The organism is Mesorhizobium sp. B3-1-6, from assembly GCF_006439555.1.
Classification (GTDB): domain Bacteria; phylum Pseudomonadota; class Alphaproteobacteria; order Rhizobiales; family Rhizobiaceae; genus Mesorhizobium.
Window position 1 is genome coordinate 160,790 of record NZ_VFTM01000006.1, and the last position, 23,339, is coordinate 184,128.

Consider the following 23,339-nt stretch of genomic DNA (forward strand, 5'->3'; position numbering starts at 1 on the left):
CGCGCCGGCCTCCTTCCTGGGTCAGGCGCCGCTCCACATCGCATCCGGCACCACCACCAGCTTGCCGACGAAATCCTTGGCGATGAAATCCGCCTGGGCCCGGTGGAAATCCGACAGCTTATAAACGCCGCCGACCAGCGGCTTGATCTTCTTTTCCTCGATGTAGCGCACGATGCGGCGGAAATCCGCCCGCGTGCCCTGGCTCGAACCGTGGAGTTGCAGCTGCTTCAGATACATGGTGCGCAGATCGAGCTGCACCACCGGTCCGGCAATGGCGCCCGCCGTGGTGTAGCGACCCTCGGGCCGCAGGATGCGCAGCAGGTCGTTGAAGATGGCGCCGCCGACCAGGTCGGCGACCACGTCGATCGGCTGGCCGCCAGTCGCTTCGTTGACGGCGGCCGGCAGATCGGCCACGCCGCGCGTGATCACCTTCTCGGCGCCGATGTCGAGCACGGCCTGCTCCTTGCCCTTGCCGGCCACCGCGTAGGGGATGGCGCCGCGTGCCCGAGCCAGTTGCACGATGCCGGAACCGACACCGCCGGAGGCACCGGTGACCAGCACACGCTCGCCGGCTTTCAGCGCGGCGCGTTCCAGCATCTGCTCGCCAGTGAGATAGGCGCAGCAGAAGGTGGCAAGCTCGACATCGCTCAGATCAGTGTCGACGACATGCGCGTTCTCGGCCGGCAGCGCCTGGTATTCGGCATAACCGCCATCGCGGCCGTGACCCATATAGTCGATGTCGGCCAGCGAATCGTCGTCGCGGTTGTAGATCGAGAAGTCGACCATGATGCGCTCGCCGATGCGGTCGGCAGGCACGCCGTCACCGACAGCGATGATGGTGCCAACCGTGTCGGTGCCCTGGATGCGCGGGAAGGTGAGCGTGTTGCCCTGCCGGCGCCAGGTCGACACGGCAGCCGCATCCTCCTCCGTGCCATAGGCGCCCTGGCGCACCCAGACATCGGTGTTGTTCATGCCGCAGGCGCTGACCTTGACCAGGACCTCGCCGGCGGCGGGTGCCGGCACCTTCACATCGGTGCGGTAGACGAGTTTCTCCAGGCCGCCATGGGCCGTAAGCTGCACGGCGGCCATCGTGGCGGGAACGGTTCTGGTCATGGCATTCATGTCACTTCTCAGATGTCGCTTCTCAGATACTGGCAAACACGCTATTCACCGCGTCGGCGGTCTTTGCGACGATGATGTCGGCCTCCTCGCGCGTCAGGCAGAGCGGCGGGGCGAAGCCGAGGATGTCGCCCTGCGGCATGGCGCGGCCGATGACGCCGCTTGCCGCGAGCGCCGTGGCGATCTGCGGTCCGACCTTCAGCGCCGGATCGAAGAAGACACGGTCGTCGCGGTCCTTCACGAACTCGATCGCGGCCAGCATGCCGTCGCCGCGCACCTCGCCGACGTGCTTATGGCTGCCAACGGCCTTGGCAAGCTCGGCGCGGAAGTAAGCGCCGGTCTCGCCGGCGTTCCGCACCAGGTCCATCTCGTCGATAAGTTCGAGATTGGCGACACCGGCGGCAACGCAGATCGGATGCGCCGAATAGGTCCAGCCATGGCCGAGCGAACCGAGCTTGTCGGAGCCTTGCACCAGCACCTGCCACATCTTGTCGGCGACGATGACGCCCGACAGCGGCGCATAGGCCGAGGTCAGGCCCTTGGCGATGGTGATCAGGTCCGGCTTGATGCCGTAATGGTCGGAGCCGAACATGGTGCCAAGGCGACCGAAGCCGGTCACCACCTCGTCGGCGACGAGCAGCACGTCGTATTTGTTCAGCACGGCCTGGATCTTCTCCCAATAACCGGCCGGCGGCGGCACGATGCCGCCGGTGCCGAGGATCGGCTCGCCGATGAAGGCCGCGACCGTGTCCGGGCCTTCGGCGAGGATCATCTCCTCCAGTTTGTCGGCGCAATGTTGCGAGAACTGCTCCTCGCTCATCGAACGGTCGGCGCGGCGGAAATAATAGGGCGCTTCGGTGTGCAGGATCGGCGCGCGCGGCAGGTCGAAGGCGTTGTGGAACAGCTCGAGCCCGGTCAGCGACCCAGTCATGACGCCCGAGCCGTGATAGCCGCGCCAGCGCGAGATGATCTTCTTCTTCTCGGGCCGGCCCAGCACATTGTTGTAGTACCAGATCAGCTTGATGTTGGTTTCATTGGCATCTGAGCCTGAGAGGCCGAAATAGACTCGGTTCATGCCCTTCGGCGCGCGGTCGATGATCATCTTGGCCAACGTGATCGAGGCTTCGGTGCCGTGCCCGACATAGGCGTGATAGTAGGCGAGGTTCCTGGCCTGCTCGGCGATAGCATCGGCGATCTTCTGGCGGCCATAGCCGACATTGACGCAATAGAGGCCGGCGAAGGCATCGATGCTCTTCTTGCCGGTGTTGTCCCAGACGGTGACGCCTTCGCCGCCGGCCATGATGCGGGCCGGCGATTCACCGCGCGCATGCGTGCCCATATGCGTCGAGGGATGGAAGAAGTGGTCGCGGTCCCAGGCGGAGAGTTCGTTGGATTGTTCGAGCATTTTTTGACTCCTTGTTCGGATCCTGTCGGCGCGCTCAGGCAACGTCCAGGCAAAGGTATTTCAGATCGGTGAAGGCTTCGAGCCCGTGGCGCGAGCCCTCGCGGCCGATGCCGGACTGCTTGACACCGCCGAAGGGGATCGGCGCGCCGGTGATCTTGACCCGGTTGATCGCGACCATGCCGTACTCCAGGGCGCGGCCCATGCGCGCCTGGCGACCACCGTTTTCGGTGACGACATAGGCGACCAGGCCATATTCCGTGGCATTGGCGCGGGCGACGACTTCCGCCTCGCCGTCGAACGGCGTCACAGCCGCGACAGGGCCGAAGGTTTCTTCGCGCATGATCAAAGCCGCGTCCGGCACATCGGCGAGCAGCGTCGGCTGGTAGAACAGCGGCCCGGCAGCGTGGCGCTTGCCGCCGGTCAGGCAGCGCGCGCCGTGGGTGAGCGCATCGGCGACTTGCTCCTCCACTTTCTTGACGGCACGTTCGTGCATCAGAGGCCCGACATCGGCATCCGCGGATAGACCGTTACCTACATGGAGTTGCTCGACGCGGCGGGCAAAAGCGGCGCAGAAGCGATCATAGATCGGCCGCTGGACATAGATGCGGTTGGCGGCAAGGCAATCCTGGCCGGACGTTGCAAATTTGGCATCCAGCGCAATCGTGACGGCCTTGTCGATATCGGCGTCGTCGAACACGATCAGCGGCGCATGGCCGCCGAGCTCCATCACCAGCCGTTTCATGGTCGCGGCACTTTGCGCGGCGATCAGCCGGCCGACCTCGGTCGATCCGGTGAAGCTCATGGCGCGAACGCGGGCGTCGGCGCACATCGCCGCGACGATCGTGCGCGCATCGCCGGTGACGACGTTGAAGACGCCTGCCGGCAGCCCGGCGCGTTCACCGAGCTCGGCCAGCGCCAAAGCCGACAGCGGCGTTTCCGAGGACGGATGCGCCACGATGGTGCAGCCGGCGGCAAGCGCTGCGGCGGCCTTACGGGTGAGCATGGCCGATGGAAAATTCCACGGCGTCACGACGCCGACCACACCGAGCGGCTCGCGGCGCACCGACATCTCGGCATTCGGCAGATGGCTGGTTACACTTTCGGCGTTGAGGCGCTTCGCTTCCTCGGCATACCATTCGACGAAGGAGGCGGCGTAGTCGATCTCGCCGAGCGATTCCTTCAGCGGCTTGCCCTGTTCGAGCGTCATCAGCAGCGCGAGGTCGTCCTTGGCGGCGATGATCAGATCGAACCATTTCCGCAAGATCTTCGAGCGCTCCTGCGGCAGTGCCGAGCGCCAGGCGGGAAATGAGCGTGACGCGGCATTGATTGCCTTTGTCGTCTGGGCGGCATCGAGCGCGGCCACGAAGGCGACGGTAGCGCCGGTCGCCGGATCGGTAACCTCAAAACTTGCCGCCGCATCGCTTGCCGTCCAGTGGCCGTCGACATAGGCCAGCGCACGCAGCAGCCGGCGATCGGCGAGCCGGTCCAGCGCTTCATGGTGGTTGGTGCGGGCAAAATGCGCGGACATCGGCGTCTCCATTCGATGCTGAAGCATCGGCCGTGTCGGGCAAAGAATGGGACTGTTTCAGCGGCTGTTGGTAGAGAGATTGTCTCTATTGGCGCGCGGAAGCAGACGAACTCTCTGGCTGGCCGGCCAGCAGGCGGCGCCGAACCGTGAAAATTGGCCGAGCCTCCTCAAAGTCGTCATCCACGGGCGAAGCAAGGAGCGAAACGACGCGGCGTAGACCCAAGGATCCATTCCGTGACGTTGAGGCGTTGCGACGATACAGAATTCTGCTCCGCAGCACCCTACGTGAAAGTCACGGAATGGATCCTCGGGTCTGCGCTCCGCTTCGCGTCGCTCCGCCCGTGGATGACGATGGCGCTTTCATTGATCGGGCAGCAGGTCGGCCACAGGCAGCACGGTCTCGTCCTTGACCGTTTTGGTGACGATGTAGGTGAAGTAGCGGTCGATGCCGATCTCACGTTCGAGCAGGCTGTCGACCAGCCGCTGGTAGGCATCGATGTCGCGCGCCATCACCTTCAGGACATAGTCGACGCCGCCGCCCACCGACCAGCAGGCGACGATCTCCGGAACATCGCGCACGACCCGCTCGAACCGATCGAAGTCCGCCTGGCGGTGGTTGGCCAGGGTCACCTCCATCAGCACCGTCGCCACCGGCGCGATAGCGCGCATGGCGATCGCGGCGTGGTAGCCGGACACGATGCCGGCTTTCTCCAGCTTGCGCAGCCGCATCCAGCACGGCGTCGGCGACAGGCCGACCTTCTCGGCCAACGCCAGCTTGGTGATGCGCCCGTCGCGCTGGATCGCGTCGAGAATCCTGAGGTCGATCGGGTCGAGTTTCGTTGCCGCCATGCGGGATTCGCCTTTCGTCGCGGACACCATGACGATGCATTATTTCGATTGTCAATTGCACTGATTTGGCTCTCTAATAAGTCATGACATTGTGGCAGCCAGATCCTGCTCTCATCCGCCGCCCGGCCTATCTCTCGCTGGCCGACCAGTTCGCGCGCGCCATCCATGACGGGCGGCTCGCCAACGGGACGCGGCTGCCGACGCACCGCCGCCTCGCGGACGATCTGAAACTTTCGGTGCAGACCGTCAGCCGCGCCTATGAGGAACTGATCCGGCGCGGTCTTATTTCCGGCGAGGTCGGTCGCGGCAGCTTCGTGCAGACGCAGCGCCGGGAACCGGAGCCGCCCTATATTCCGGAACGGCTGGGCGAAGTCATCGACCTCTCGATCTTGAAGCCGGTCTGCGAACCGATGCATTTGGAGAAATTGAAGCAGGCGCTGGGGTGGCTGGCCGAGAACCTGCCTTCGAGCTCGGCGCTGTCTTTCCGGCCGAACATGGTGTTTCCGCGCCACCGTGCCGTTGCGGTCGAATGGCTGAGGCTCTGCGGGCTGGAGGCATCGCCACAGAATGTCAGCCTCACCAATGGCGCCACCGCCGGCATGACCGTGGCGCTGATGAGCGTGGCGCCGCCCGGCTCGACCGTCGCGACGGAGGCGATCGGTCACCACACGCTGATCCCGCTCGCCCGCTATCTCGGCTTCAACCTCGAAGGCCTGCCCATCGACGGCAACGGGCTGATTCCCGAAGCGCTCGACGAGGCCTGCCGCCTGTCAGACATTCGCGCAGTCTTCGTCCAGCCATCGGTGATCAACCCGACGGCGACCTTGATGGACGCCACCCGCCGCGAGCAGATTGCGGCGGTTGCCCGCAAGCACGACATCGCCATCATCGAGAACGACGTGCTCGGCCCGCTGGTCGAAGGCCGGCCGCCGGCGGTTGCCGCCTTTGCGCCGGAGCGGACGCTCTACGTCACCTCCTTCACCAAGATCGTCGTGCCCGGCCTGCGCATTGGCTACCTCGCGGTGCCGGACCGCTATGCCGCCGCCGTCGCCAACCGCCACCTCGTCTCGAACTGGATGGCGACGCCGATGGTGGCCGAGATCGCGACGCGTTGGGTGAGCGACGGCACCGCGATGGAACTGGTCAACTGGCAGCGCCAGGCGTTGAAGCGGCGCCAGGAGATTGCCGCCGAAATGCTGGCAGGCGTCGACTATCGCGTCCACCGCGACGGGCTGCATCTGTGGCTCGAACTGCCGGGCGACCGCGCCGAGGAGAGCTTTGTTTCGCAGGCACGCCTGCGCGGGGTGGCGATCGCGCCGGGCACCTCGTTCCGCATCGCCGACACGCCCTGGCATCCGGCCGTGCGTATCTCGCTCGGATCGACCACGGAGGGGGAACTGCGGGCCGGCCTGAGCGTTGTCGCGAAGCTGTTGCTCGGCGATCCGGAGCATCTCCTGCTCGCCATCTGATGCACAAATGGAGCTCAGATTGCCCTGAAATTGTGCCGCGCTGGAAATATTGTCATGATATTATTTTCCCAATTGACATGATTTAGCACGTTTCGCATCGTTAAGGGCATAGGCTTCTCCAGACGAGGACATGGATTGCCCGCGCCCATCATCAAGGTCGATGCGATTTCCAAGAGCTTCGGCGCCTTCAAGGTGCTGGACCGCCTGTCGATGCAGGTCATGCCGGGCGAGAAGCTGGCGCTGATCGGTCCGTCCGGCTCAGGCAAGACGACGATCCTGCGCATCCTGATGACGCTGGAGAAGATCGACGGCGGCCATATCCAGGTCGATGGCGAGCAGCTCTACCACATGGAGCGCAACGGCCAGCTGCTGCCGGCCGACGAGCGGCATCTGGCCAGGATGCGTCAGAAGATCGGCATGGTCTTCCAGCTCTTCAATCTGTTTCCGCACAAATGCGTCATGGACAATGTGACCCTGGCGCCGATGCTGACCAAGCGCGTCGCGCGCGCCGCCGCCGAGAAGCGGGCGATGGAACTGCTCGACATGGTCGGACTCGCCGACAAGGCGAAGGCGATGCCGGCGCAACTCTCCGGCGGCCAGAAGCAGCGCGTGGCGATCGCAAGGGCGCTGGCGCTGTCGCCCAAGATCATGCTGTTCGACGAGATCACCTCGGCGCTCGACCCGGAGCTCGTCGAGGAAGTGCTCAACGTCATGCGCAAGCTCGCCGCCGAGACCGACATGACGATGCTGCTCGTCACCCATGAGATGGGCTTCGCCCACGACTTCGCCGACCGCGTGCTGTTCTTCGACCGCGGCAGGATCGTCGAGGAAGGCAAGCCCGATGAGATTTTCCGCCATCCCAAACAGGAAAGAACGCAAAGCTTCCTGAAGAAGATCATCGCGGCCGGACATCGCGTCTGACCGCAATGCAAACGGGCGGCGTAAGCCGTCCACGGGCGGCCAACGGCCGTCCCGAACCAGGCAAACCAAGAAGACAAACAAGGAGTTGGGAACAATGAAGAAACTTGGCATTCTGGCTGGCGTCGCCGGCCTCGCGCTGACCTCCATGCTCGCCGCCACCAGCGCGGGTTCGGCCGACGACAGCAAGCTCGAGCAGTTGAAGGCGCAGGGCTTCGCCCGCCTCGCCATCGCCAACGAGCCGCCCTATACGGCGGTGGCCGCCGATGGCAAGGTTTCGGGCGCGGCTCCGGATGTTGCGCGCGAGATCTTCAAGCGGCTTGGCGTCGCGGATGTCGTGGCCTCCATCTCCGAATATGGCGCCATGATCCCCGGCCTGCAGGCGGGCCGCTTCGACGTCGTCACCGCGGGCCTGTTCATGAAGCCGGAGCGCTGCGCGGCGGTCGCCTATTCCGAGCCGGTGCTTTGCGATGCCGAGGCGCTCCTGGTGAAGAAGGGCAATCCGAAGGGCTTCAAGAGCTATGAGGACATCGCCAAGGATACGTCGGCGACCGTCGGCGCGCCTGGCGGCGGCACCGAGGAGAAGCTGGCGCTGAACGCCGGCGTGCCGCGCGACCGCGTCATCGTCGTGCCGGACGGCCAGAGCGGTCTGAAGATGGTGCAGGACGGCCGCATCGACGCCTATTCGCTGCCGGTGCTCTCGATCAACGACCTGGTCAAGAAGGCCAACGACCCGAACCTCGACGTCATCGCCCCGGTGGTCGGCGCGCCGGTCTATTGCGACGGCGCCGCCTTCAAGAAGGGCGACGAGGCGCTGCGCGATGCCTATGACGTCGAGCTCGCCAAGATGAAGAAGTCCGGCGAGTTCGCCAAGATCATCGAGCCCTACGGCTTCTCGGCCGCGGCCGCGATGTCGACGACGCGCGAGAAGCTCTGCTCGGCGAAGTAAACGCTCTTTTGCCTTCTCCCCGCCTACGGGAGAAGGTGGCTCGAAGAGCCGGATGAGGGGCGGCGCAGCATTTCAAGGTTCGCGCTGCCCCTCATCTGCCTACCCGTCCTACGCAGCAGCTGCGCTGAAGCTACGGAGGGTAAACCGGCATCTTCTCCCCGTTAACGGGGAGAAGGAAGCTAACCGCAAACGTTGGAACCCCATGACCCAGTGGTCCGGCTATCTCGGCCTGATATTGCAAGGAGCGCTTGTCACCATCGAGCTGACGCTGATGGGGTCGGTGCTTGCGCTGATCATGGCCTTCCTTGCCGGCATGGGGCGCGTGTCGCGCTTCTTCATCGTGCGCTCGATCGCCACCGTCTACATCGAATTCTTCCGCGGCACCTCGATCTTCGTGCAGTTGTTCTGGGCCTATTTCGTGCTGCCTTTCGCCGGCCTGTCGCTGACGCCGCTGCAGGCGGGCGTGCTGGCGCTGGGCTTGAATGTCGGCGCCTACGCGGCGGAAGTGGTGCGCGGCGCCATTCTGTCGGTCGGCCGCGAGCAATATGAGGCCTGCACGGCGCTCAATCTCGGCCGCTGGCAAGGCATGCGCCACGTAATCCTACCGCAGGCGCTGCTGGTCATGCTGCCGACCTTCGGCAACAACGCGATCGAGCTGCTCAAGGCGACGTCGGTCGTCTCGCTGATCTCGCTCGCCGACCTGACCTTCCAGGCGCAGGTGGTGCGCTCGCAGACCGGCAGCACGCTGATGCCCTTCGTCTCCGTGCTGGTCATCTATTTCGCCCTCGCGCTGATCGTCTCCTGGGGCGTTCGCACGCTGGAACGCCGCATGGCGCGCGGCCTTGATGGGGTGCGTGTCTGAGATGGACTGGGATTGGAACTTCGTCTGGGAGATCATGCCTACCCTGATCCAGGGGGTGAAGATCACCATCCTGGCGACGGTGCTCGGCTCGATCCTGGCCGCAATCGTGGGGCTTGGGATCGCGTTGGCGCGGCGCTCGGAGAACCGGATGGTCGCACGCGGGGTCGGCTGGTTCGCCGAGTTCATCCGCGGCACGCCGCTCCTGGTGCAGCTCTATTTCATCTTCTACGTGCTGCCCGACATCGGCATCCTGTTGCCACCGCTGGTGGCGGGCGTCATCGGGCTTGGCCTGCATTACGGCACCTACACGGCCGAGGTCTATCGCGCCGGCATCGACAATGTGCCGCGCGGCCAGTGGGAAGCGGCCAAGGCCTGCAATCTCAATGGCCGCCACACCTGGACGCATATCATTCTGCCGCAGGCGATCCCGCCGATGATCCCCGCCTTGGCCAACTATTTTATCGCCATGTTCAAGGAGACGCCGCTGCTTTCGGCGATCACGGTGCTGGAGCTGATGAACCAGGCCAAGAGCGTCGCCAACACCTATTACCGCTACATCGAACCGATGACGCTGGTCGGCGCCTTCTTCCTCGTCATCAGCCTCTGCTCCGTCGTGCTCTTGCGCTGGCTGGAGCATCGCTACGGCAGGATCGAAAGATGAAAGTCATGAACGCATTGCCCGACATCCGCCTCGAAACGGCGCACCCCGCGCTGGACGCGCGTCCGCTGCAAAAGCGCGTCGGGCTGATCGCCCTGGCCACCGATCACACCAGCGAGGTGGATTTCCGCCGCATGGTGGCGAGCGAGCGCGTCGGCGTCTATGTCGCGCGCATCCCCTATGCCAACCCGACCACGCCGGAAAATCTGCGCAAGATGCAGCCGTCGCTTTCGGCGGGCGCGGCACTCATCCTGCCGGACGAGCCGCTCGATGCGATCTGCTACTCCTGCACCTCCGCCTCCGTGGTGATCGGCGATGCCGAGATCGAAGCTGCCATCCAGGCGGCCAAGCCAGGCGTTCCCGTCGTCACCCCGCCGATGGCCGGCATACGCGGCCTGAACGCCTTCGGCGTGAAGCGCATCAGCATCCTCACGCCCTACACCGTCGAGACCAGCCGGCCGATGGCAGCCTATTTCGCGTCACACGGCTTCGACATCCAGAGCTTCTCTTGCCTCGGCTTCGAGGACGACCGCGAGATGGCGCGGATCACGCCGGTGTCCCTCGTCGAGATGGCGCGCAAAATCATGCACCCCCAGGCCGATGCGCTGTTCGTCTCCTGCACCGCGCTGCGCGCCGCGCTCGCCGTTCCCGGCATGGAAGAGGCGATCGGGCGTCCGGTCGTCACCAGCAACCAGGCCAGCGCCTGGAACTGCCTGCGGCTGTGCGGCGACGACAAGCCGCGACCGGAGTTCGGCCGGCTGTGGACCAAGCCTCTGGCGCAGTGATCGAAATGCCAGTTACGCTTCAGCATATTCGCGCAGCGCGCGAACGCATTGCCGGCAAGGTCGAGCGGACACCCTGCGTGCTGTCGCAAAGCCTGTCGGAGCGCACCGGCAGCCCGGTTCATCTCAAGCTGGAACACCACCAGACCACCGGCGCGTTCAAGCTGCGCGGCGCCTCCAACGCCATCGCCGCGTTGAGCGCAAAAGAAAGATCGCGCGGCGTCGTCGCCGCCTCGACCGGCAATCACGGCCGCGCGCTGGCGCATGCGGCGAAGCTTGAAGGCATCCGCGCGGTGATCTGCATGTCGAAGCTGGTGCCGCAAAACAAGCTCGACGCCATCCGCCGCCTCGGCGCGGATGTCCGCATCGTTGGCAACAGCCAGGACGATGCCCAGCAGGAGGTCGACCGCTTGGTGGCCGAGGAAGGGCTGGTCATGCTGCCGCCCTTCGACCATCCCGGCATCATAGCCGGCCAAGGCACGCTTGGCCTGGAGATCATGGAGCAGGTTCCAGATACCGCGGCGGTGCTGGTGCCGCTCTCCGGCGGCGGGCTGGCGTCCGGCGTCGCGGCGGCGGTCAAGGGGGTGAGCCCAGGCACCAAAGTCATCGGCATCTCGATGGCGCTGGGTGCCGCGATGAAAGCCAGCCTCGATGCCGGCCGCCCGGTGCAGGTCGAGGAACTGCCGACATTGGCGGATTCGCTCGGTGGCGGCATCGGCCTCGACAATCGGCTGACCTTCGCCATGTGCCGGGACCTGCTCGACGACGTCGTCCTGCTTGCCGAGGACGAGATCGCCGCTGGCATCCGCCATGCCTATGAGCAGGAGCGCGAGATCGTCGAGGGCGCGGGCGCCGTCGGCATGGGCGCGCTGCTTGCCGGCAAGGCCAAAGTGAGCGGCCCAACTGTTCTGATCCTCTCCGGTCGCAATATCGATATGGGCCTGCATCGACGCATTGTCTGCGGCGACCCTGCACTGATGGAGCGCGTTGCATGAGCCGCATGACCATCCTCACCGAGGCGGAATTGCGCAAGATCGTGACACTCGATCTCGAAGCGGTCGCCTGTATCGAGAACGCCTTTCGCGCCCTGGCTACGCTGCCGGTGGCGATGCCGCCGATTCTGCGGCTCGACATTCATGAGCATCGCGGCGAGGTCGACGTGAAGTCCGCCTATGTGCCCGGCATAGACGGTTTCGCCGTCAAGATAAGCTCCGGCTTCTTCGACAATCCGACGCTGGGCCTGCCGAGCGGCGGCGGCATGATGGTGCTGCTTTCGGCAAAGACCGGTGTGGTCGAGGCGCTGCTGCTCGACAATGGCTATCTGACCGATATCCGCACCGCCGCCGCTGGTGCGGTCGCGGCCAAGCATCTGTCGCGCGAAGACTCCAAGGTCGCGGCGATCTTTGGCGCCGGTTTGCAAGCCGGCCTGCAATTGGAAGCGCTGCGGCTCGTGCGGCCGATCGAGGAAGCGCGCATCTGGGCGCGCGACGCCGCCAAGGCGGAGGCGACCGCCGCGCGCTTGCGCAAGAAACTGGGCATTGCCGTGCGGGCCGAGCCGGATGCGGCGAGCGCGGCAGCCGAAGCCGACATCATCGTCACCACTACACCCTCGACCGAACCGCTGATCAAGGCCGGCTTCGTCTCCGCCGGCCAGCACATCACCGCCATGGGTTCGGACGCCGAGCACAAGAACGAGATCGCGCCGGCGATCCTGCGCATGGCCGACCTCTATGTCGCCGACAGCGCCAAGCAGACGCGACGCCTGGGCGAGCTTCACCACGCCATCGAGGCGGGCGTGATGACAGCCGACGCCGAGGTCACCGAACTCGGCCAGATCATTGCCGGCGAGAAACCCGGCCGGCGCTCGGCAAGCGACATCACCATCGCCGACCTCACCGGCACCGGCGTGCAGGACACCGCAATCGCCACTTTGGCTCGCGACCGTGCGCGCGCCACCAATGCCGGGCTCAATTTCGAAAGTTGATGCTGGCCGCCAGGCCCAACAAACGAGGACAACAAAATGCAGCCAAACCTGAAATTCTCGCGGAGCGAATTTGCCGATCGCCTCGCCAAGACGCGAAAAGCCATGGAGGCTAAAGGCGTTGATCTGCTGATCGTCAGCGATCCGTCCAACATGGCCTGGCTGACAGGCTATGACGGCTGGTCATTCTATGTGCATCAGGCGGTGGTGGTGCCGCCTTCGGGCGAGCCGGTCTGGTACGGCCGCGGCCAGGACGCCAACGGCGCCAAGCGCACCGCCTATCTCGCCCATGACAACATCGTCGGCTACGCCGACCACTACGTGCAGTCGACCGAGCGGCACCCGATGGATTACCTCGCCAGCGTGCTGGCCGAGCGCGGCTGGGACAAGCTCACGATCGGCGTCGAGATGGACAATTACTGGTTCTCGGCCGCCGCTTTCGCGGCGCTGCAGAAACACCTGCCCAATGCCCGTTTCGCCGATGCCACCGCGCTGGTGAACTGGCAGCGGGCGGTGAAAAGCCCGACCGAGATCGACTACATGCGCAAGGCCGCCCGCATCGTCGAGGCGATGCACCAGCGCATCGTCGACAAAGTAGAAGTCGGCATGCGCAAATGCGATCTGGTCGCCGAGATATACGATGCCGGCACGCGCGGCGTCGCCGGCATCGGCGGCGACTATCCGGCGATCGTGCCGCTCTTACCGTCGGGCGCCGATGCCTCGGCGCCGCATCTCACCTGGGACGACAAGCCGATGAAAGTGAACGAAGGCACGTTCTTCGAGATCGCCGGCTGCTACAACCGCTACCATTGTCCGCTGTCGCGCACCGTCTTCCTCGGCAAGCCGACGCAGGCCTTCCTCGATGCCGAGAAGGCGACGCTGGAAGGCATGGAGGCAGGCCTTGCCGCGGCAAAGCCGGGGAACGCTTGCGAAGACATCGCCAACGCCTTCTTCGCGGTGCTGAAGAAGTACGGCATCGTCAAGGACAACCGCACCGGTTACTCGATCGGTCTGTCCTATCCCCCGGACTGGGGCGAGCGCACCATGAGCCTGCGCCCCGGCGACCGCACTGAGCTCAGGCCTGGCATGACCTTCCACTTCATGACGGGTCTCTGGCTGGAGACGATGGGGCTGGAGATCACCGAGTCGATCCTGATCACCGACACCGGCGTCGAGTGCCTGGCCAATGTGCCGCGCAAGCTCTTCGTGAAGGACTGAGCCGATGTCCGCTTTGCGTCCGTCGCCGATCACGCCGACCGTCGACTTCGAGCGCGACGGCGTCCAGCATGGCTTCCTGCGCCTGCCCTACAGCCGAGACGATTCCGCCTGGGGCTCTGTGATGATCCCGGTCTGTGTCGTGCGCAACGGCAAGGGGTCGACGGCGCTGCTCACCGGCGGCAATCACGGCGACGAATACGAGGGGCCGTTGGCGCTCTACGAGCTCGCCCGCACGCTCGATCCGAGAAACGTCTCCGGCACGGTCATCATCGTGCCGGCGATGAACTATCCGGCGTTCCGGGCCGGCACGCGCACCTCGCCGATCGACAAGGGCAATATGAACCGCTCCTTCCCCGGCCGCCCGGACGGCACGGCGACCGAGAAGATCGCCGACTATTTCCAGCGCGAGTTGCTTCCCCGCGCGGACATCGTCTTCGACTTCCATTCCGGCGGCAAGACGCTGGATTTCGTGCCCTTCTGCGCCGCGCATACGCTGCCGGACAAGGCGCAGGAGAAGGAGGCCTTTGCCGCGGTCGAGGCTTTCTCGGCGCCATTCTCGATGCGCATGACCGAGATCGACGCGGTCGGCATGTACGACACGGCCGCCGAGGAGATGGGCAAGGTCTTCGTCACCACCGAGCTCGGCGGCGGCGGAACGTCTCGCGCCGAGACGGTGCGGATTGCCAGGCGCGGCATCCTCAACGTGCTCCGCCATGCCGGCATCGTCGATGGTGCGGTCGAGAAAAGCGGAACCCAGTGGCTCGACATGCCGTCGGGCGATTGCTTCGCCTTCGCCGAGGATGACGGCATGATCGAGACGATGGTCGATCTCGGCGAGCCCGTGGAGGACGGCCAGGTTGTGGCGCGCATCCATCCGGTCGGGCGCACCGGGCAGACGCCGCGGGAGATCAGGGCCAGGATGTCGGGGCTGCTCGCCGCGCGTCACTTCCCGGGCCTGGTCAAGGCGGGCGACTGCGTCTCGGTGCTGGGCGTGGCCGTTCGGGGATAATCTTGGCGCGGCGTCGGACGGGCGCCGTGCAGTGGATAGGCCGGCCCGGTTTAACCGGGCCGGCCGCGTGATCAGAATGCCGGTTCGACCGAGCCGACATTGTCCTTGGTGACGACCGTCAGCGGGATCGGTAGCCGGTCCTTGACCTCCTTGCCGTCGATGATCTCGGCCATGGTGTTGATCGCGAGGCGGCCGTCCTCGACCGGCGACTGCACGATGGTCGAGTACATCTCGCCGCTCTTGATCGACTCGAACGCATCCTTCTGACCGTTGATGCCGACGATCGGCGGCGTCGGCTTGGACGGATTGGCTTCCTTCCAGGCGTCGATGAAGCCGCGCGCCATGGTGTCGTCATTGGCGTAGACGCCGGTGATCTGGTCGCCGAAGCGGGTGATCAGGTCGCGGCTGACGACCAGCGCCTTCTGCTGGTCGAAGTCGGCGTTGACCGTATCGAGCACCTTGATGTCGGCGTTGTTTTCCTTGAGGCGATCGGTGAAACCGTTGACGCGGCCGATGGTGGTGCCGTTGCCGGCCTGGCCGGCGATGATGACCACCGAGCCCTTGCCGCCCAGCGCCTTGCTCAGCGAATCCGCCGCCAGCTTGCCTTCCTCATAGACGTCCGGTCCGGTGAAGGACTTGATGAACGGCTTGGCATCGTCGCTCATCGGCGAGTTGATGAGGATCGCCGGGATGTTCGCCTGCTGCGCGCGGGCAAGGCCCGGGATGTAGGCCTGCGGGTCGAGCGGCCACAGGATGATGCCGTCGACCTTGCGCGCCACGCAGGTGTTGAGCTGCTCGGTGCCCTTCTGTACGTCGAAGTCCTGGCTGAGGCTGAGGATCTCGACGCCAAGCTCCTTGGCGCGGGCCTCGAGCGCCTTGTTGGCCGGCGTCGCGTAGGCATGCGAATCCGCCGCCGTCACGTAGCAGACTGTCTTGGCGCTGGCCCACCCGGTCGAAGCCAGAAGCGCCACGGCGGCGATCTTGAGCATGCTTTTCTTGCCAATCATAGGTTTCCTCCCAATCATACGTTTCCTCCCGATCATACGTTTCCTCCTTGAGTGATTGGTTTGTCGCGAACGAGCGCAGGGCGCGTGCCCGGAGCCCTGCCCTTGGTAGTAACAGCCCGATCGAGCACGACGAGCAGGATCAGGATCAGCCCGGACACGACCTGCTGGACGTATGCGGGTATGGACTGGAACTCCATCGCGATGGTCAGCGAGCCGATCGTCAGCACGCCGCCCAGCGTGCCGAGCGCGGATCCCCTGCCGCCTTCGAGGCGGGTTCCGCCGACGACGACGGCGGCAATAACGGCGACCATCAGTTCCGAGCCGAAGACGGGCGAACCGGTGTTGGTGACGAGGCTCTGGAGGACGCCCGCGAGGCCGGCCAGCGTGCCGGCGAAGACGAAGCCGAGAAAGACGATGCGGTCCGAGGCGATGCCGCTTTCCTTGGCGGCCGCCGGATTGGAGCCGACGGCAAAGACGTTGCGGCCCGGGATGGTGCGCGTCAGCCAGACATGCAGTAACACGATCAGGACGATGAACAGCGCGCTGCGGATGGTGAATATCTCAAGATAGATCTTGGCCAGCGCCAGCGACAGCATGATGTCGGTGCCGGTCACCGGCTGGCTGTTGGTGACCCAATGCGCGAGCGAGCGGAAGATCAGCATCGTGGCCAGGGTCAGCACCAGCGAATTGACCTTCAGCCCGACGACCAAGGCGCCGTTGATCGCGCCGGCGACGGCGCCGACAAGGATGCCGACGAGCGCCGCGGGCAGAATGCCGATCTCGCGCTGCAGGATGACCGAGACGATGCCGGCCAGCGCGAACACCGCGCCGCCGGAGAGATCGATCTGACCCGCGATCAGAAGCAAGGTCAGGCCGATGGCGATCAGGCCGATGGTCGCGGCCCGGTCGAGGCCGAGGCCGAGCGTCGAAGGCGCCAGATAACCCGGCACGACCAGCGCCGAGACGACAAGCGTCAGACCGAGGATGATGAGAACGCGATATTGCGAGGCAAGGACCAGGAGGCGCATCATGCCACTCCCCGCTTGCGCAGCGCGGCGTCCATGCCGACCGCGCCGACGATCAGGGTGCCCAGCACAAAACCCTGGATCGGCGTGCGCACGCCCTGCAGCACCATGACATTGGTGAGGAGCTGCACGAAGACGAGCCCGGCGATGGCCCTCGGCACCGAGCCGAAGCCGCCGATGATCGAGACGCCGCCGACGACGACCGCCGTGATGGCGCTGAATTCGTAGCCGGAGCCGATCAGCGGCCGCGCGCTCTGCAGGGTCAGGCCAAGCAGGCCGCCACTGATGCCGGACGCGAGCGCGGTGATCACGAAGGCGCCGGCCTTAACCGCGTTGACGGGCACGGCGCTGGCCTCGGCGGCGCTGTAATTGCCGCCGGTCGCCAGCGTCCAGCGTCCCCAGAAGGACCTGGAAAGCGCGAAATGGCCGATCAGCGCGACGGCCAGGAAGATCAGCACCACGACCGGGATGCCGAGCAGCCGGCCCTTGGCGAATTCGGCGGAGGCGGTGTTCGAGCCGTAGACGATGACGCCGCCGACCGCGGCCTGGACGATGCCGAGGCCGATGGTTCCCACGCCAAGCGTGGCGATGATCGGATTGATGCCGACATAGCCGACGAGAACGCCGTTGAGCAGGCCGATCAGCCCGGCCAGCGCCACGGCAAGGACGAAGGCCGGCACGGGGCCGATCAGCGGCTGCAGCCCCAGCGAAAGGATCGCGCCGCAAGCGATGGTGGCGGGCACCGACAGGTCCGCCAGGCCGCCGACCACCAGCACGAAGGTCATGCCGACCACGACGATGCCGACGATCGACATCGACGTCAGCACGTTGAGCATATTGCCGGCGGTGAAGAAGGCCGGGCTGGCGAACGAGCCGTAGAGGATGACCGCGAGGATGGCCAGCACAAGGCCGGCCTTCGACAGCAGATCGACGAGCCTGCTGCCGCGCGTAAAACGGTCGTTGCGGTTCACGCCGCTGATCTCCATGGCCGCGTCCGTCACGCCGCTTCCTCGCCGGTCGCGAGCGCCATGATGCGCTCCTCGCTGAGCTCGGCGCGGGTCAGCGGTGACGATGCGCGGCCGTCCCGCATCACCACCACGCGATCGCACACGCCGAGGATTTCAGGCAGTTCCGACGAGATCATCACCACCGCCATGCCGTCGGCGACGAGCTGGCCGATGATGTGATGTATCTCCGCCTTGGCGCCGACGTCGACGCCGCGCGTCGGCTCGTCAAGGATCAGCACGGCGGGCTTTGCCGCGAGCCATTTGGCGATGACCGCCTTCTGCTGGTTGCCGCCCGACAGAAGATTGATGCGCCGCTCGCCATCCGGCGGCGAGATGGAGAATTGCTTGACGTAAAGGGCCGACAAGGAACGGTCGGCGCTGCCCCTGATGCGCCCGAAGCTGGTCAGGCGGCGCAGGATAGGCAGGCTTATGTTCTCGCGCACCGACATGCCGGGCACGATGCCGTCGCCCTTGCGGTCCTCCGGAACGTAGGCGATGCCGGCCCGCACCGCCTCGGACGGCGAGCTGATGACGACCTTGCGGCCATTGACGCTGACGCTTCCCTCGGCCAAACGCGACAGGCCGAAGATGGCGCGCGCGACTTCGCTGCGGCCGGCGCCGACGAGGCCGGTCAAGCCGAGGATCTCGCCTGCCCGCACGTCGAAGCTGATATCGCGGAAGCTCGCGCCGTCGCCGATGCGTTCGACACGCAGCACCGATGTGCCGATCTTGGCCGGGCTCTTGGGAAAGACGTTGCTCACCTCGCGGCCGACCATCAGCCGGATCATCTCGGCCGCGGCGATCCCCTCGATGGGACGCGTCTCGATCATCGAGCCGTCACGCAGCACGGTGACCTCGTCGGCGATCTCGAGCACCTCCTTCAGCCGGTGGCTGATGTAGACGATGGCGATGCCTTCGCCGCGCATCTTGCGCAGGATGCGGAAGAGCGCCGCCGTCTCATGCTCGCTTAGCGACGATGTCGGCTCGTCGAGGACGATGATGCGAGGCTGGGCGGCATAGGCCTTGGCGATCTCGACCAGTTGCTGCTGGCTGATCGAGAGGTTGCCCAGCCGTTCGCGCGGATTGATCGCGGCGCCCAGTTCCTTGAGAACCGCCGCGGCCTTCCTGACCATCTCGCCCTTGCGCAGCCAGGTCCATTTGCCGGGCATGCGGCCGAGATAGACGTTCTCTGCGACGGTCAGGTCGGGGACCAGATTGATCTCCTGGTGAACCATGCGGATGCCGAGCGCCTGCGCGTCCGCCGGCTTGCGCATGCGCACCTCATTGCCGCCGACCTTGATCGTGCCGCTGGTCGGCGCGTATGAGCCGTTGAGCACTTTCATGAGGGTCGACTTGCCGGCGCCATTCTCGCCAACGACCGCGTGGACGGTGCCGAATTTCACGGCGAAATTGACGTTCGACAGCGCCTTCACGCCCGGAAACGTCTTGCTGATGCCTCGCATGTCCAGGGCACAATCCGCCACGGCAGTCATTTCTGGCTTGGTCCTCCCTGGCAAGACGGCCGGCGCTCCACGGCACGGGATCATCGGCCGTATCAAGCGCATGGCCGGTCCCTCAAACCGACCAAGAAGGCCTTCGCGCAACCACGCTTGGGCACCCTGAAACGCTTTCGCCACGACGCCGATAATCGCGACGGGGAGCACTATTGCACTAATATAACAGTTCTGGCAAGCTGGTTTTCAGAGCGCTTTTTGCAGGGAGGCAACCGGCTTCGCGCATACGTGCATTCCGGTTGGCATTCTAATATAATTTATCCATTGGCGTGGACGAGCGATGGGATTTTCCATGGATCTAGACCCTTCGACCCTCAATCGGGCCCTGCCGCTGCGCGACCAGATCTACAACAAGATCCGTAACCTGATCGTCGTCGGACAGCTGAAGCCGGGCGAGATCATCAATGAAGTTGCGATTGCCGAGGCGCTCGGCGTATCGCGCACGCCGGTGCGCGAGGCGGTCAAGCGCATCAGCGACGAAGGGCTGGTCAAGATCCTGGCGCAGAGCGGCACCTATGTGGCGCCGATCAGCCGCGCCGATCTCGAGGAAGCCTATGTCATCCGCCGGGCGCTGGAGATGGAAAGCGCCAGGCGCGCCGCGGCCAAGATGACGCCGCAGGCAGCCGAACTCCTTGAAGACAACATGGCCGCTCACAAGCTCGCCATTTCGCGTGGACGCTATGCCGTCGCGATCCAGCTCGACGACGTCTTCCACCGCACCATAGCCGAGATCTGCGGCCTACCGGCGATCTGGCGGGTGGTCGACATCTCCAAGGCGCAGATGGATCGCGGCCGCTATCTCGCGATCCCCAAGCCCGGCTATGGCGAGCAGACGATCGAGCAGCACGAGGCCATTCTCGACGCGCTCAAGCGTCAGGACGCCGAGGGCGCCGCGCAGGCGATGGAGAGCCACTTGGAGACATCCTTCCGCAACACGCTCGAAGTCGCCGCCGAGCTCCTCGGCTAGATCAGGGTGACGTTTCGTTCAATCGCCATCCTGATCCAGCTCTTTGTTGGAGCATGATCTTATCCGAAAACCGGTTCCTACCTTTCGGGACCATGCTCTGCAATCCCAGGAAAGGTGTGACGCGGTTTTCCGTCCGGAATTGCGTGACGACAAAAGACGCGGCCAAACAAAGCGAGACCAGTTGATGAAGAGAATGGGGCTTTGCATCGGCCTGAAGGCCGAGGCGATCGAGGAATACAAGCGCGTCCATGCCGCGGTGTGGCCCGACGTGCTCGAGGTCGTCAGCCGCGCCAACATAAGGAACTACTCCATCTTCCTGCGCGAGCCGGAGAACCTGCTGTTCGCCTGTTGGGAATATCACGGCGACGATTTCGCCTCCGACGCCGCGCGGATGGGGGAATCGGCCGCGATGCGCAAATGGTGGGAATTGTGCGACCCCATGCAGCAACCCTTGGCCACCCGCGCGCAAGGCGAGTGGTGGGCGGCGATGGAGGAAGTCTTCCACCTGGACTGAACCGCTCGCGACGCCAACCGGGTCGCGGGTGCGGGGACGGCGCGGGCATGTGAATGATGCCCCACGGCAGCGGTTCCGACTGAGCCCAGTGGGTCGCAGCCTTGACCGCCGTCATTCTATTATATTAGTATTCCTAGTCGATGATCTCCTGGCCGGCGCCGGCGAGAATTTTCTTCAGAGTCTTGGGCAATGGCACGCTTCATCAAGCTTTCGCATGCGGACAACATCCTGCTCGCGGTCGATCCGCTAGCGACCGGCGAGAAGGCCGGCGACGTCGCGGCGCGGGCCCGAATCCCGCGCGGACATAAGATGGCCATACGCGACATCGCCGCGGACGAGCCAATCGTGAAGTACGGCCAGACCATCGGCTTCGCGCGCGGAGCGATCGCGGCCGGGGACTGGGTGCACGAGCACAATGTCTACCTGCGCGATTTCGAGCGGGACTACGGCTATGGCGCGGACGCCAGGCAAACGGCGATGCTTCCCGACGGCGAACGGGCGACCTTCATGGGGTATCGCAGGCCGAACGGCAAAGTCGGCACGCGCAACTATATCGCCACGCTGACCTCGGTGAACTGCTCGGCCAGCGTCGCGCGCTTCATCGCCGAGGAGGTCAACCGCTCCGGTATCTTGCACGACTATCCCAATGTCGACGGCATCATCTCGCTCGTCCATGGCACCGGCTGCGGCATCGACACCAAGGGCCCGGCTTACGATCTCTTGAAGCGTACGCAATGGGGGTTCGCCACCAATCCCAATGTCGGCGGCGTGCTGATGGTCGGGTTGGGCTGCGAGGCCTTCCAGATCCCGCGCTGGATGCAGTCCTACGACATCGAGGAGAGCGCCACCTTCCGCACAATGACGATCCAGGAAACCGGCGGCACGCGCAAGACGGTCGATGCCGGCGTGAAGGCGATCGTCGAGATGCTGCCGATCGTCAACGCCGCGCGGCGCACGCCGCAATCGGCCTCCGAACTGGTGCTGGCGCTGCAATGCGGCGGCTCGGACGGCTATTCCGGCATCAGCGCCAATCCGGCGCTCGGCGCGGCGGTGGACCTGCTCGTCGCGCAGGGCGGGACCGCCGTCCTTTCGGAGACACCCGAGATCTACGGCGCGGAACATCTTCTGACCCGCCGCGCCGAAAGCCGGGCGATCGGTGAAAAGCTGATCGAGCGCATCCGCTGGTGGGAGGATTACACCGCCAGGCACGACATGGAGATGAACAACAATCCCTCGCCCGGCAACAAGCTGGGGGGATTGACGACCATCCTGGAGAAGTCGCTCGGCGCGTCGGCCAAGGGCGGCACCACCAACCTGCGCGCGGTGCTGGAATATGCCGAGCCGATCAACGAGCGCGGCCTCGTCTTCATGGACACGCCAGGCTACGACCCGGTCTCGGCCACCGGCCAGGTCGCCGGCGGCGCCAACATATTGTGCTTCACCACCGGGCGCGGCTCGGCCTTCGGCTGCAAGCCGACACCTTCGATCAAGCTCGCCTCCAACTCGTTCATCTTCGAACAGATGCGCGACGACATGGACATCAACTGCGGCGACATACTGGACGGCGTGACGCTGGCACGGAAGGGCGAGGAAATCTTCGCGGAGATCCTGCGGGTGGCTTCCGGCGGACGCACCAGGTCCGAGGCGCTTGGCTATGGCGACAATGAATTCGTGCCGTGGAGCCTCGGCGCCACCATGTAACGTCGCGACGCCGGATCGGAGGTTCAGGCATTCCGGCTTGTTGCGACCGACTTCCGAAATATCCCCGATAAATCAGACTGGAGGAAACGCCCGATATGAACAGGATCGATCTGGACGGTCAGCACGCGGTGGTGACCGGCGGCGCCCAGGGCCTCGGCTTCGCCATGGCCAAGCGCTTCGTCGCCTCGGGCGCCACGGTCACGCTTTGGGATCTCGACGAGGCGCGCCTCGATGCCGCCAGACAGGAGCTCGGCAAGGCCGCCACGACGCTGGTGGTCGATATCGCCGACTGGGACGCGGTCGATGCAGCCCGCGCCAGGACCGAGGAGATCGCCGACAAGATATCCATCGTGGTGAACTCCGCCGGCATCGCCGGCCCGGCGGCGCCGCTCGATGTCTATGACGTCGACGTCTGGAAGAAGATCATCGACATTAACGTCAACGGCACATTCTACGTCAACCGCGCCGTCGTGCCCGGCATGAAGGAGCGCAATTACGGCCGCATCGTCAACATCGCTTCGGTGGCCGGCAAGGAAGGCAACCCGAACGCGGCCGCCTATTCGGCCTCGAAGGCAGCTGTCATCGGCCTGACGAAGTCGCTCGGCAAGGAGCTGGCTCAATACGACATCGCCGTGAACTGCATTTCGCCGGCAACCGCGCAGACACGCATCCTCGACCAGCTGACGTCCGAGCATATCGAATACATGCGCTCGCGCATTCCGCGCGGCCGCCTGCTCGAAGTCGACGAAGCCGCCGCGATGGTCGCGTGGCTGGTCTCGAAGGAAAACAGCTTCACCACCGCCTCGACATTCGACCTGTCGGGCGGGCGCACCACCTACTGAGCAATTCCAGGAAAA

Annotated in this window: 22 protein-coding genes; 14 read left to right on the plus strand and 8 right to left on the minus strand. The window is 65.0% G+C overall.

Features of this window, described 5'->3' with window-relative positions; all coding sequences use genetic code 11:
- Window positions 1–21: 21 nt before the first annotated feature.
- The 4 genes from FJ414_RS08170 to FJ414_RS08185 all read right to left on the minus strand — a co-directional run bounded on the left by FJ414_RS08170 (window position 22) and on the right by FJ414_RS08185 (window position 4,901).
- Window positions 22–1,122 (minus strand): alcohol dehydrogenase family protein, encoded by a 1,101-nt coding sequence (locus FJ414_RS08170; RefSeq protein WP_140643236.1) that lies wholly within the window; start codon window positions 1,120–1,122, stop codon window positions 22–24.
- Between the two features lie 22 nt (window positions 1,123–1,144).
- Complete coding sequence (locus FJ414_RS08175; RefSeq protein WP_140643238.1) at window positions 1,145–2,524, minus strand: aspartate aminotransferase family protein; 1,380 nt, start codon at window positions 2,522–2,524, stop codon at window positions 1,145–1,147.
- Between the two features lie 34 nt (window positions 2,525–2,558).
- A complete protein-coding gene (locus FJ414_RS08180; protein ID WP_140643240.1) occupies window positions 2,559–4,052 on the minus strand; it encodes an NAD-dependent succinate-semialdehyde dehydrogenase in 1,494 nt (497 codons plus the stop codon).
- A 360-nt stretch (window positions 4,053–4,412) separates the two neighbouring features.
- A complete protein-coding gene (locus FJ414_RS08185) occupies window positions 4,413–4,901 on the minus strand; it encodes an Lrp/AsnC family transcriptional regulator (protein ID WP_140643242.1) in 489 nt (162 codons plus the stop codon).
- A gap of 83 nt (window positions 4,902–4,984) precedes the next feature.
- On the opposite strand from FJ414_RS08185, the gene FJ414_RS08190 reads away from it, so the two are divergent.
- The 10 genes from FJ414_RS08190 (at window position 4,985) to doeB (ending at window position 14,747) form a co-directional block, all read left to right on the plus strand.
- Window positions 4,985–6,370 (plus strand): PLP-dependent aminotransferase family protein, encoded by a 1,386-nt coding sequence (locus FJ414_RS08190; RefSeq protein WP_140643244.1) that lies wholly within the window; start codon window positions 4,985–4,987, stop codon window positions 6,368–6,370.
- 135 nt (window positions 6,371–6,505) lie between these two features.
- Window positions 6,506–7,291 carry an ectoine/hydroxyectoine ABC transporter ATP-binding protein EhuA gene (gene ehuA / locus FJ414_RS08195; protein WP_140643246.1) on the plus strand — a complete coding sequence of 262 codons (786 nt, stop codon included), beginning with the start codon at window positions 6,506–6,508 and terminating at the stop codon, window positions 7,289–7,291.
- A gap of 94 nt (window positions 7,292–7,385) precedes the next feature.
- A complete protein-coding gene (gene ehuB, locus FJ414_RS08200; protein WP_140643249.1) occupies window positions 7,386–8,237 on the plus strand; it encodes an ectoine/hydroxyectoine ABC transporter substrate-binding protein EhuB in 852 nt (283 codons plus the stop codon).
- 202 nt (window positions 8,238–8,439) lie between these two features.
- A complete protein-coding gene (ehuC, locus tag FJ414_RS08205; protein WP_140643251.1) occupies window positions 8,440–9,099 on the plus strand; it encodes an ectoine/hydroxyectoine ABC transporter permease subunit EhuC in 660 nt (219 codons plus the stop codon).
- Window position 9,100: 1 nt separating this feature from the next.
- Complete coding sequence (ehuD, locus tag FJ414_RS08210; protein ID WP_140643319.1) at window positions 9,101–9,760, plus strand: ectoine/hydroxyectoine ABC transporter permease subunit EhuD; 660 nt, start codon at window positions 9,101–9,103, stop codon at window positions 9,758–9,760.
- 5 nt (window positions 9,761–9,765) lie between these two features.
- Entirely contained in the window at window positions 9,766–10,542 is a 777-nt protein-coding gene (gene eutA / locus FJ414_RS08215; RefSeq protein WP_140643321.1) for an ectoine utilization protein EutA, read from the plus strand.
- A 5-nt stretch (window positions 10,543–10,547) separates the two neighbouring features.
- Window positions 10,548–11,534: a hydroxyectoine utilization dehydratase EutB gene (gene eutB / locus FJ414_RS08220; protein WP_181181563.1), complete on the plus strand. Its 987-nt coding sequence runs from the start codon at window positions 10,548–10,550 to the stop codon at window positions 11,532–11,534.
- Entirely contained in the window at window positions 11,531–12,523 is a 993-nt protein-coding gene (locus FJ414_RS08225) for a cyclodeaminase (protein ID WP_140643253.1), read from the plus strand. The genes eutB and FJ414_RS08225 overlap by 4 nt, the downstream gene beginning before the upstream one ends.
- A gap of 36 nt (window positions 12,524–12,559) precedes the next feature.
- Window positions 12,560–13,738, plus strand: coding sequence for an ectoine hydrolase DoeA (gene doeA, locus FJ414_RS08230; protein ID WP_140643256.1), 1,179 nt, complete (start codon window positions 12,560–12,562; stop codon window positions 13,736–13,738).
- A gap of 4 nt (window positions 13,739–13,742) precedes the next feature.
- Window positions 13,743–14,747, plus strand: coding sequence for a N(2)-acetyl-L-2,4-diaminobutanoate deacetylase DoeB (gene doeB / locus FJ414_RS08235; RefSeq protein WP_140643258.1), 1,005 nt, complete (start codon window positions 13,743–13,745; stop codon window positions 14,745–14,747).
- A 71-nt stretch (window positions 14,748–14,818) separates the two neighbouring features.
- Here the strand turns inward: doeB and FJ414_RS08240 are convergent, their stop codons facing one another.
- Genes FJ414_RS08240 through FJ414_RS08255 form a run of 4 tightly spaced genes read right to left on the minus strand, consistent with a single transcriptional unit; the run spans window position 14,819 to window position 19,249 of the window.
- Window positions 14,819–15,754, minus strand: a complete 936-nt coding sequence (locus FJ414_RS08240) for a sugar ABC transporter substrate-binding protein (RefSeq protein ID WP_140643261.1) — start codon at window positions 15,752–15,754, stop codon at window positions 14,819–14,821.
- A gap of 32 nt (window positions 15,755–15,786) precedes the next feature.
- A complete protein-coding gene (locus FJ414_RS08245; RefSeq protein ID WP_140643263.1) occupies window positions 15,787–16,782 on the minus strand; it encodes an ABC transporter permease in 996 nt (331 codons plus the stop codon).
- Complete coding sequence (locus tag FJ414_RS08250) at window positions 16,782–17,780, minus strand: ABC transporter permease (protein ID WP_246672331.1); 999 nt, start codon at window positions 17,778–17,780, stop codon at window positions 16,782–16,784. Before FJ414_RS08250 ends, FJ414_RS08245 begins: the two co-directional genes overlap by 1 nt.
- On the minus strand, window positions 17,777–19,249 hold the full coding sequence (locus FJ414_RS08255; RefSeq protein ID WP_246672332.1) for a sugar ABC transporter ATP-binding protein: 1,473 nt from the start codon (window positions 19,247–19,249) through the stop codon (window positions 17,777–17,779). Before FJ414_RS08255 ends, FJ414_RS08250 begins: the two co-directional genes overlap by 4 nt.
- 343 nt (window positions 19,250–19,592) lie before the next feature.
- On the opposite strand from FJ414_RS08255, the gene FJ414_RS08260 reads away from it, so the two are divergent.
- The 4 genes from FJ414_RS08260 to FJ414_RS08275 all read left to right on the plus strand — a co-directional run bounded on the left by FJ414_RS08260 (window position 19,593) and on the right by FJ414_RS08275 (window position 23,324).
- A complete protein-coding gene (locus FJ414_RS08260; protein WP_140643267.1) occupies window positions 19,593–20,267 on the plus strand; it encodes a GntR family transcriptional regulator in 675 nt (224 codons plus the stop codon).
- 184 nt (window positions 20,268–20,451) lie between these two features.
- The gene (locus FJ414_RS08265; protein ID WP_140643269.1) at window positions 20,452–20,781 is read left to right on the plus strand and encodes an L-rhamnose mutarotase; all 330 of its coding nucleotides are present in this window, start codon (window positions 20,452–20,454) and stop codon (window positions 20,779–20,781) included.
- Window positions 20,782–20,970: 189 nt separating this feature from the next.
- Window positions 20,971–22,482, plus strand: a complete 1,512-nt coding sequence (locus FJ414_RS08270) for an altronate dehydratase family protein (protein ID WP_140643271.1) — start codon at window positions 20,971–20,973, stop codon at window positions 22,480–22,482.
- A gap of 95 nt (window positions 22,483–22,577) precedes the next feature.
- Complete coding sequence (locus tag FJ414_RS08275) at window positions 22,578–23,324, plus strand: SDR family NAD(P)-dependent oxidoreductase (protein WP_140643273.1); 747 nt, start codon at window positions 22,578–22,580, stop codon at window positions 23,322–23,324.
- Window positions 23,325–23,339 lie beyond the last annotated feature (15 nt).

Bases quoted from the DNA above. Each gene is read 5' to 3' on its own strand.
- FJ414_RS08170 (WP_140643236.1), bottom strand. From the start codon at position 1,122: ATGAATGCCATGACCAGAACCGTTCCCGCCACGATGGCCGCCGTGCAG.
- FJ414_RS08175 (WP_140643238.1), bottom strand. From the start codon at position 2,524: ATGCTCGAACAATCCAACGAACTCTCCGCCTGGGACCGCGACCACTTC.
- FJ414_RS08180 (WP_140643240.1), bottom strand. From the start codon at position 4,052: ATGTCCGCGCATTTTGCCCGCACCAACCACCATGAAGCGCTGGACCGG.
- FJ414_RS08185 (WP_140643242.1), bottom strand. From the start codon at position 4,901: ATGGCGGCAACGAAACTCGACCCGATCGACCTCAGGATTCTCGACGCG.
- FJ414_RS08190 (WP_140643244.1), top strand. From the start codon at position 4,985: ATGACATTGTGGCAGCCAGATCCTGCTCTCATCCGCCGCCCGGCCTAT.
- ehuB (WP_140643249.1), top strand. From the start codon at position 7,386: ATGAAGAAACTTGGCATTCTGGCTGGCGTCGCCGGCCTCGCGCTGACC.
- ehuC (WP_140643251.1), top strand. From the start codon at position 8,440: ATGACCCAGTGGTCCGGCTATCTCGGCCTGATATTGCAAGGAGCGCTT.
- ehuD (WP_140643319.1), top strand. From the start codon at position 9,101: ATGGACTGGGATTGGAACTTCGTCTGGGAGATCATGCCTACCCTGATC.
- eutA (WP_140643321.1), top strand. From the start codon at position 9,766: ATGAACGCATTGCCCGACATCCGCCTCGAAACGGCGCACCCCGCGCTG.
- eutB (WP_181181563.1), top strand. From the start codon at position 10,548: ATGCCAGTTACGCTTCAGCATATTCGCGCAGCGCGCGAACGCATTGCC.
- FJ414_RS08225 (WP_140643253.1), top strand. From the start codon at position 11,531: ATGAGCCGCATGACCATCCTCACCGAGGCGGAATTGCGCAAGATCGTG.
- doeA (WP_140643256.1), top strand. From the start codon at position 12,560: ATGCAGCCAAACCTGAAATTCTCGCGGAGCGAATTTGCCGATCGCCTC.
- doeB (WP_140643258.1), top strand. From the start codon at position 13,743: ATGTCCGCTTTGCGTCCGTCGCCGATCACGCCGACCGTCGACTTCGAG.
- FJ414_RS08240 (WP_140643261.1), bottom strand. From the start codon at position 15,754: ATGATTGGCAAGAAAAGCATGCTCAAGATCGCCGCCGTGGCGCTTCTG.
- FJ414_RS08245 (WP_140643263.1), bottom strand. From the start codon at position 16,782: ATGCGCCTCCTGGTCCTTGCCTCGCAATATCGCGTTCTCATCATCCTC.
- FJ414_RS08255 (WP_246672332.1), bottom strand. From the start codon at position 19,249: ATGCGAGGCATCAGCAAGACGTTTCCGGGCGTGAAGGCGCTGTCGAAC.
- FJ414_RS08260 (WP_140643267.1), top strand. From the start codon at position 19,593: ATGGATCTAGACCCTTCGACCCTCAATCGGGCCCTGCCGCTGCGCGAC.
- FJ414_RS08265 (WP_140643269.1), top strand. From the start codon at position 20,452: ATGAAGAGAATGGGGCTTTGCATCGGCCTGAAGGCCGAGGCGATCGAG.
- FJ414_RS08270 (WP_140643271.1), top strand. From the start codon at position 20,971: ATGGCACGCTTCATCAAGCTTTCGCATGCGGACAACATCCTGCTCGCG.
- FJ414_RS08275 (WP_140643273.1), top strand. From the start codon at position 22,578: ATGAACAGGATCGATCTGGACGGTCAGCACGCGGTGGTGACCGGCGGC.